The 6,510-nt window shown below is 69.5% G+C and carries 5 protein-coding genes and 2 pseudogenes; 4 read left to right on the top strand and 3 right to left on the bottom strand.

Going from position 1 to position 6,510, the window contains the following annotated elements; genetic code table 11:
• Positions 1-215: pseudogene (locus tag EFK10_RS51445) on the top strand (hypothetical protein); the annotation flags it as partial.
• Between the two features lie 225 nt (positions 216-440).
• Complete coding sequence (locus tag EFK10_RS40895; protein ID WP_127360718.1) at positions 441-1,091, top strand: hypothetical protein; 651 nt, start codon at positions 441-443, stop codon at positions 1,089-1,091.
• Positions 1,092-1,243: 152 nt separating this feature from the next.
• On the opposite strand, the pseudogene EFK10_RS40890 reads toward EFK10_RS40895, so the two are convergent.
• Positions 1,244-1,983 (bottom strand): annotated as a pseudogene (locus EFK10_RS40890) (IS5 family transposase); the annotation flags it as partial.
• On the opposite strand from EFK10_RS40890, the gene EFK10_RS40885 reads away from it, so the two are divergent.
• Both EFK10_RS40885 and EFK10_RS48150 read left to right on the top strand, forming a co-directional pair.
• Positions 1,936-3,060 carry an integrase core domain-containing protein gene (locus EFK10_RS40885; RefSeq protein ID WP_240677784.1) on the top strand — a complete coding sequence of 375 codons (1,125 nt, stop codon included), beginning with the start codon at positions 1,936-1,938 and terminating at the stop codon, positions 3,058-3,060. The pseudogene EFK10_RS40890 and the gene EFK10_RS40885 overlap by 48 nt on opposite strands.
• A gap of 150 nt (positions 3,061-3,210) precedes the next feature.
• Positions 3,211-3,366, top strand: coding sequence for a hypothetical protein (locus EFK10_RS48150; RefSeq protein WP_164836353.1), 156 nt, complete (start codon positions 3,211-3,213; stop codon positions 3,364-3,366).
• 669 nt (positions 3,367-4,035) lie between these two features.
• Here EFK10_RS48150 and EFK10_RS40880 read toward each other — a convergent pair.
• Both EFK10_RS40880 and EFK10_RS40875 read right to left on the bottom strand, forming a co-directional pair.
• Positions 4,036-4,812 (bottom strand): hypothetical protein, encoded by a 777-nt coding sequence (locus EFK10_RS40880; protein WP_127360717.1) that lies wholly within the window; start codon positions 4,810-4,812, stop codon positions 4,036-4,038.
• 823 nt (positions 4,813-5,635) lie between these two features.
• Positions 5,636-5,956, bottom strand: a complete 321-nt coding sequence (locus tag EFK10_RS40875; RefSeq protein ID WP_240677785.1) for a hypothetical protein — start codon at positions 5,954-5,956, stop codon at positions 5,636-5,638.
• Positions 5,957-6,510: the final 554 nt, after the last annotated feature.

The raw sequence follows: 6,510 nt of genomic DNA, 5'->3' as shown, positions 1-6,510 counted from the left end.
ACTCGGGCGAATACACCTTCATGACCATAAGTGGTCCCTCCTCCCCGGCCCCCACCGGGGCCGGGATCAGAGGTGTCCACCACTCGGGGGGAAGGTCCCTGCACTGGTTCCGCCGACTACGCATCCGCTGGGAGATCCGCGCCGACATCCACCAAGCCTTCCTCACCCTCGGCTGCGCGATCATCTGCTGGCGACGCCTGAAAGCCTCTTTTTGATCTGAGTCCTTAGGGCCGCCCCTACGCGCGGCCGCGCCCCCGCCGAGCCGTAGGGTGCGGGCACACGACGGCAGCAGGGGAGCAACGGTGATTACCGAACCCGAGATCGAGGGCGGGCCTGGACGGGGCGAAGCCGGGGACGTGGTGAGCGGGGGCGGGCGGAGACCCTGGCGGGGAGGGGCGGCGGGCCGTTGGCCGTGGTTGTGGGTGCTGGGGACGGCCGCCGTGACATCGACGGTGTGGGCGGCGGTGCTGCACGGGACGGGCTACGGGCATACGCAAGCGCCCGACCTGCGCGGATACCATCTCGACGGGAGCCCCTGCACCACCGAGAACCTCCGGCCGCTCACCGATGCGCTCGGCGTCCAGCACTTCGACTTCGACCCGGGCGTCACGCACAAGGGGGCCGCCCTGGATCACGTCGCCTGCACGCTGTCGGCGGTGGCCTCGCTCGGCGACAGCTGGACGACCACGTACACCGCGAACGTCACCGTCGACCTGCACAAGAAGACCGACCCGCGTACCGAGTTCGAGGACGCCGCCCACACCCAGGACCTCACCCGCGCCGTCTCCGGCCCGGGCGGGTACATCCCCAATCCCGACCCAGGCGTCACCAAGGCCGTGCCCGGGCTGGGCGACAGCGCATACGAAACCACCAGTCCCACCCGCCAGGCCGTGCACGTACTGGACGGCGGAGCCGTCCTCACCCTCACCATCGACGCCGCCAACCAATGGCAGGGCACCGGCACACCCAAACCCGACAGCGACGGCGCCCCGCTGCACCCCGCGCTGGCCGACACCACGTCACTACGGCCAAACCTGGTTCCGACGATGCGCACCCTGATGCGGGTCCTGTCGTCGCCCGCCTCCCCCTGACGCGCTGACGCTTCGACGGTAGGTGGCAGGGCACGCTCACGAGTTGGCTGATCGTCTTGGGGAGCTACCGGGCGCAGACGGCCGGAGCGAGGCCCAGACCGGGTTGCCCGGGTCGTCGATCGTGTCTTCGTAGGGCCTGTTCTGAATTCGGATCATGGTGCGGGCGTCAGGCTACGGAGCCAGATGAGGGAGCCGCGTAGGTGTAGGCCGGCTTCGTAACTGGTGGGGGTCTTGTCATAGCGGGTGGCGAGGCCCCGCCAGTCTTTGATTTTGTTGATGGCGCGTTCGACGGTGTTGTGGTCGCGGTACAGGTCCGCGTCATGGCTGACAGGCCGTCCACCACGCCCGCCCTTTTTCTTGCGGTTCGCGGCCCGGTCGGCCTTCTCGGGGATGACCGCCCTGATCTTGCGTCGGCGCAGGTAGGTGCGGGTGCCGCGGGCGGAGTACGCCTTGTCGGCGGCGACCGTGCCGGGGCGGGTGCGGGGCCGGCCGACCGGGCCGCGCACCTTGATCTTGTCCACGACGGCGGTGAACTGCGGATTGTCGGCGCTCTGGCCTGGGGTGAGTACGAAGGACAGCGGACGGCAGCGCCGGTCGGCCGCCAGGTGGGTCTTCGTGGTCAATCCGCCGCGCGAGCGCCCCAGCTGGGCTGTCTTGAGCCGGGCCCGACGGCGTCGGCGCAGGCGGCGCTTCTCCTCCCGCCCGGCATCCTCCGCGTCGTCGACCTCGCCGTTCTGGTCGGCTATTGCCCTGGTTCGTCTCGTTGCGGCACCCCCTTTTCCTCCGCGGCGGCTTTCTCCAGCTCCTCCAGCAGCTCGGCGTCCACCGCCCGTACCGCTCCAAAATGGCTGCACCGCCTGTGACCTGGAACGACGCCCCTCGGGGTCGCTACGGCATCATGGAACTCGTGCGACTGCTCTATCTGATCGCCACGCGGATCTTTGCGTGGCTGGTCCTACTGTCCCGCTCCCCTGCCGAGAAGGAGGCCGAAATACTGATCTTGCGGCACGAGGTCTCGGTGCTGCGCCGACAGGTCACTGTTCCCAGACCCAGCTGGCCGGACCGCGCCCTGCTCGCAGCCCTCGCCCGGCTACTCCCCCGGGCCCTGCGCCATCACCGCATCGTCTCCCCGCGCACTCTCCTTGCCTGGCACCAGCGTCTGATCAAGAAGAAGTGGACCCAACCCGCCTCACCTGGCCGACCACCCATACCCGAAGAACTACGCGACCTCATCACCCGACTCGGCACCGAGAACCCGCGGTGGGGGTTCCGGCGCGTCCACGGCGAACTACGCCGCCTCGGCCACAAGGTCAGCCCGGCCACCGTCCACCGCATCCTTCGCGCCGCCGGCCTCGGACCGGCCCCGCGCCGTCACCCGGCACGCGGCGAGTGGATCGCCTTCCTCAAGGCCCAGGCCGACGGCCTTCTCGCCACCGACTTCTTCCATGTGGACACCATCGGCCTGCAGCGGCTGTACGCCCTGTTCGTCATGGAGGTCCGTACCCGCACGGTCCACATCCTCGGGGTCACCGCCCACCCCACCGCCGCCTGGGCCACCCAGCAGGCCCGCCAACTCCTCTGGCAGCTCGACGGCCGCGCGACCGAGTTCACCCACCTCGTTCGGGACCGGGACGCGAAGTTCACCGCTGCCTTCGACGCGGTCTTCGCCAGTGAGGGCATCACCGTCGCCAAGATCCCTCCGCGAAGCCCCAATTGCAACCCGCACGCCGAGCGATTCCTGCGCTCCGTCCGCGAGGAGTGCACCGACCGACTGCTGATCTTCGACCGCCGCCACGCCGAGAAGATCCTCCACGACTATGCGCGACACTTCAACGGCCACCGGCCCCACCAGGGCCGAGATCAGCTCGCGCCCCTCGACGACCCCAACGTTATCCCGCTGCCACCGGCCCGGATCGATCGCCGCCAAGCCGTTGCAGGCCTCATCAATGAGTACCGCCGAGCCAGCTGACCGACCGGCAAAACCCCAGCTCACAGGCTGTGCAGCCATTCTGGAGCGGTACGGTACTTCGAGGAGACCGCCGCCGACGCGAACGGGCGCCCGACGTGGCACACCGGCCCCCGCGCCATCCGCGCCGAGTTCACCGCCGACGGCCGCGGAGTGGTCATCCGCCACGACACCCAGGCCGGTTGGAGCGCGGACCCCTGGCCGGTCGCCGTCGGCGGCCGGCCCCAGGAGTACCCGTCCCTGTACCGGCTCACCTGGCCCGAACGCGTCCGGATGCTCGCCCTGGCCGTCCACCGCACCGAGCGCTGACCACCCGACCGGGGCCCGGCCACCCGGCCCCAGCCCCATCCCACCCAGGAGAACCCCGTAAAGCTCAGCAAAGCCCAGCCACTCGCGATCACCACCACGACCGGCGCACCGGTCGAGGCCCGCCCCAACACCCTCGCCGCGCTGGTCCGGCTCGGCCTGGCCGAGGCCCGCACCGAGCGCAGCGCCACCGGCCCCGCCGTTGCCCGCCACTACCTCACCGAGGCAGGCCGCACCGTCCGCAACGACATGCGCACCGACTAGAACATCGAGCGCGAGCAGCGCGGCGAGATCCCCGCCGCATGGGCCACACCCGGCCTGCGGATCTCCACCCCCGCCGGAACCGGCACCGCCACCTGGCGCTCCTACTCCCCCGCGGACGACTCGCACGACGTCCTGTTCCGGCTGGACGGCCGCGCCGAGGGTGACGACAGCCTGATCTCAGCCGACTCCCCCTATCTGCACCGGCTGTGCACCCGCTGCGACACCGTCGGCGACGACTTGATGCCCGCCCGGTGGCACCCTGTGCGGCTACTGCGCGGCACAGGAGGACCACACCGGGCGATTCCCTAACCCGCTCCAAACGGTCCGGATTGTCCGACTGTCCGGTTAGAGCGCTGACCTGCGAAAACACCCCGGACAGCCGCAGACCGGGCTGTCCGGGGTGTCCGGTTACAGAACCAGTTGGCCACTCATCTCCAGGCGCTTGGGTCGGCCGAGGGCATCAACAATCCAGATGGTGGTCTTTTTGTGGAGAACGTCATAGGTCTGCACAACGACGCTGGTGACGCCGGGGGCGCTGGTCTCTCCGCTGAGATTTTCAGCGGTCTGCCACACGACATGGCCGTCACTCACGCGGACTACCTGAAAACCGCTGAAGCTGCCACGCCCGTTCGGAGTCTCGGCGATGAGTCGGCTACCGTCGCCGGACCAGCCCGCGACGGCGCGGTCGTCTATCCGGCCGATCGAACGGGGCGTTCCGATCAGTGAGTACAGGTCGACGCTAGTGGGCACTTGAGGCGGAGCGGTCGCCAGCGGCGCGACATTGCAGATCTTTAGCGGCTGACCAGAGCGCTGTGTGGAGTGGCAGGTTGCAGGCGCGGGGGACTGAGAGGGGCGCACGGGCTGCACGGCGTGCTGAATCGCCAGGTTGAGCCCGTTGGGGGCCACCACCGCGGCGGTGACCACGTTCGGTGTGTCGGGGTAGTTCTGCTCGAAGAGCACCTTCTGCTTCGCCAGGCTCACGACCGCCAAGGCGACGATGCTGTTGTAGGTGGCCGTCAGAACCGCTCGATCGGCGGCGAGGTTGCAGGACAGCAGACTGTACTGGGAGGCGTGCACGCTTTTGAACAGGCCAGTGAACGTAGTGACATGGAGGTTCCGCGGGCTGCCCACATCGAACGAGCCCACCCGGATGGGCTGCGGGTAGCCGTCGAGGAGGCCGCACATGCTTCGGCTGTCCGAAGCCCATCGCGCCGCCCCTAGCCCTGTGGGCACGGTAACTGCAGGCGGCAACGACCCGTCCGGCGCGATCAACGGCCGGCTACACGCTTCGAGACAGGACGGAAAGCTGAGTCGGCGGTCTGTGCGCTCGCCGGTGAACGTGAACGCCCGGGCACCGCAGTTATCCGGATCAGAGACGAAAAACACGGGTCCGGCCGAACCTGAGCCTGACCCCGGACTAGGACTGACTTGGGCCGCTGGGCATTGGGCGAGCGGCGACCTTCCGCTCGCCCGAACGCACGCTGATGCGCTCGCCACAAGCAGAATCGCCAGTCCGACCGAGAAGATCCGATGCGCGAACACCCGCCGTCCCGTCATCGTGTATGGCCCCACTACGCCGCTCCCAGCCCGTATCCCAGCACGAACGGGCCAACTGTAGTGAGATCAACGACAAGACGGGCCGGATTCATTAAGGAGTGCCTCGGCCTACAGTCGTCGCTCACCGTACGGGCCCGGCGTACGAGGGGCCCGGCGAGCTGGTTCGCTTCGCCCGGCTCGCAACCGCGGCGAGGGCCTGGCGCTCGCCGCTGTCGCAGTCGGTCACGTCCCCCCGTCGCCTTGTGCCGCCCACGTCGCTCAACCTCTGAATCCATTAGGACTTGACGATTTCTCCGAAAGAGCCCGTCGGCCACACATACCGCCCACCCTGCCCATACGAGGTGCCTTGCCCGGCGGCCGGGAGCGGGTCCCCCTCACCGAGGCGCCACACGTGACGGGCGTCCTGCCCCGGCCGGGTGACGCGGTCCCTCAGCGCCCCCGGCCGGGGCGGTCAGGGGGTGTCGCCCTGCCAGTCCCACAAGCGTGCGTCGCCGGGGCGCGGGCCGTACAGGGCACGGCCGCCCCGGCCGTAGCGGCCGATCTCGGTGCGCAATGGCGCGCCCACAGCACGCTCCATCACCGTCCAACCGGTGATGTCCAGCAAGAGCCCGTCCAGCGGGCCACCGACCAACTCGCGGTACACGTGCCTCGGCCGCGGCGCCGGGTCATCGTGATCGGCCCCGTACACAGTGACGGACACCAGTTCCTGCCGCCGCTGCCGTCGCTGCTGGAGATCCCGCAGATCCCGCAGTACCCGGGCCGGCCGTTCCATCACACGGCCCCAGGTCTGCATCAACAGCTGCCGGAAGCGAGCCCTGCTGCAGGTCGATCGCATCGAGGAACACCTCGAGCTGGTCACGGTCCGCCGGCAGCGTCTGCCGGTTGATGACGCGGGCCGCGGTGGAGTACCCGACCCGGCCCGCTCCCGAACGTTTCTCCATCAGCCACACCGGGGGTGCGCCTGCCCTCTCGTAGAACTCCACCAGCACGGCGCCGAAGTCGGCCTCGTCACGTACCAGCCTCAACGTCGGGGCCTTGCGGCGCGGGTTGTCCGCCAGACGCTGCTGGTAACGGGCCTTCTTCCACAGCGCGGTGGCCTGACCGGCCTGCCCGCCGCAGGCGGTGACCGCGGCCACCACGACGTCCAGACGCGGCACACCGCTGCCCAAGGTGGCGCGGTCGCGGGCACGCCGCTGGCCGCGGCGAGCTCGGTGTACGTCAGGCCCGCCGTGTGCGCCAGGTTCGCTGGAAGTCGGCCGGCTCGCCGATGGCCGCGACGGTGCGGACGACCGGGTTCTCGGTTGGGTGCGGCTCGGTTTGAGGGAC

It is taken from the genome of Streptomyces soli, from assembly GCF_003999195.1.
In the GTDB taxonomy this organism is placed as follows: domain Bacteria; phylum Actinomycetota; class Actinomycetes; order Streptomycetales; family Streptomycetaceae; genus Actinacidiphila; species Actinacidiphila soli.
This window is presented reverse-complemented; position numbering and strand designations above follow the sequence as displayed.

What these genes read in the sequence shown, in the direction of transcription:
- EFK10_RS40885 (WP_240677784.1), top strand. Translation starts at nt 1,936, where the DNA reads ATGGCTGCACCGCCTGTGACCTGGAACGACGCCCCTCGGGGTCGCTAC.
- EFK10_RS40880 (WP_127360717.1), bottom strand. Translation starts at nt 4,812, where the DNA reads ATGTGCGGCCTCCTCGACGGCTACCCGCAGCCCATCCGGGTGGGCTCG.
- EFK10_RS40875 (WP_240677785.1), bottom strand. Translation starts at nt 5,956, where the DNA reads ATGGAACGGCCGGCCCGGGTACTGCGGGATCTGCGGGATCTCCAGCAG.